This is a genomic window from Caballeronia terrestris (assembly GCF_001544515.1).
Lineage (GTDB): Bacteria > Pseudomonadota > Gammaproteobacteria > Burkholderiales > Burkholderiaceae > Caballeronia > Caballeronia terrestris.
Window position 1 is genome coordinate 1 of the sequence record NZ_FCOL02000378.1, and the last position, 1,515, is coordinate 1,515.

Sequence of the window (1,515 nt, forward strand, 5' to 3'; positions counted from 1 at the left end):
TTCCTTGGCGGGACGCCGAGCTTTCGTGTCGGTGTGCGCAGCGGGTACGACGCCGTGCAGCCATCCGGGCAGAAAATCGAATTCGGCGAATACCGCACCGTTACGTTGAGCCGGCCCGATCGCATGCGCATGGAAAGCGAGCGCAGCGATGGCGCAAAAACGCTCGTCGTGCTCACCGGGAAAGAGATCGTTCTGGTCGACCTCGCCAGCAAAGTCTATGCGACGGCGCCGCAACCAGGCACGCTGGACGAGAGCATCGTGTACTTCGTCAAGGATCTCGGCATGCGCCTGCCGCTCGCGGCGCTCCTGTTGAACGGGCTGCCTAAAGAATTGCAAGCCCGGGTCCGGTCGGTAGACTATGTGGAGAAGACGAGTATCTACGGCACTGCGTCCTATCATCTAGCCGCGCGTACCGACACGGTGGATTTTCAGGTCTGGATAGCAGATGGCGACAAGCCTCTGCTGCAACGGATCGTACTGACTTACAAAAATGCGGTGGGCCAGCCTCAGTTCTGGGCAGAATTTGTAGACTGGAATCTTGCGCCCGAGCTAAACGATGCGACGTTCTCGGCACAAATTCCCGATGGCTTGCAAAAAGTCGCGTTCGCGGCACAGCTTCCGCGTGCGTCGCCCACGGCTCGCCAGTCGTCTGCGAAGACGGGAGCCAAATGATGAAAACAGGATCGTCGGACCATGCCATTACGGCATTGGTCGCCGCAGTATTCACGCTGGGGCTGATCAATCAGGTGGATGCACGAGGCGAGAGAGGCGGCGGCGCCCGTGGCGGTGGTGGAGATGGAGGCTATTCCCGCGGCGGAGCGGCATCGGCTGGTGGCCTGTCTTCCGGCGGCACAACCGCAGCGCAAGGTGCTTCACGATCTGGCGGCAACCAGCAGGCAACAGCCCAACAAAGGCAGACCTCGCGCCAAGCTACAGCGACTTCAACTTCGAGTGCGAATCAGAGTGCGCGCCAGAGTACGGCAAGCTCGATGCAGGCAACCTCCAGCCAGAACCAGGCGAACCGCCAGAAGAGCACGAGCGAGAACCAGGCGCAGCGCCAGGCTACGTCGAACCAGAACCAGAGCACGCGCCAGACCGCGGCGGCACAAACGAGCAGCCAAAACCAGAGTGCGCGCCAATCCACCGCTAAGGAGATGCAGAACACGCGTGCTACGACCGTGAGCAACATGCAGAACAACTACAATGGCAATGGTAATTGCAACAACTGCTCCAACTCGGACTGGGACGGCGGTTCTGCGGCGGTCGGATTCGTAGCCGGCGCAATGGTGGTGGGTGCGGCCACGGCCGCAACTACACCGCCCCCCGCACCCACCACCGTCGTCGTCGCTGCGCCGGCACCCGCGCCCGCCGGACCGCCGTGCAACGTGGCTCCGGTCGCGGTTAAGGACGTGTCGTACTATCAATGTGGCTCGACCTGGTACGCGGCGGGTTATGGGAGCAGCGGCGTGGTGTATATGCCGGTTCAGCCGCCGCCCGGATACTGATCGCGGTCGC

2 protein-coding genes are annotated in these 1,515 nt (G+C 62.2%); both read left to right on the forward strand.

The features are described from left to right. A partial coding sequence (locus AWB67_RS37560) for a DUF2092 domain-containing protein (RefSeq protein ID WP_125477871.1) occupies positions 1-672 on the forward strand: 672 nt, incomplete at its 5' end. A 317-nt stretch (positions 673-989) separates the two neighbouring features. After that, positions 990-1,505 carry a hypothetical protein gene (locus AWB67_RS40425; RefSeq protein WP_125477872.1) on the forward strand — a complete coding sequence of 172 codons (516 nt, stop codon included), beginning with the start codon at positions 990-992 and terminating at the stop codon, positions 1,503-1,505. The last annotated feature ends 10 nt before the right edge of the window (positions 1,506-1,515 follow it).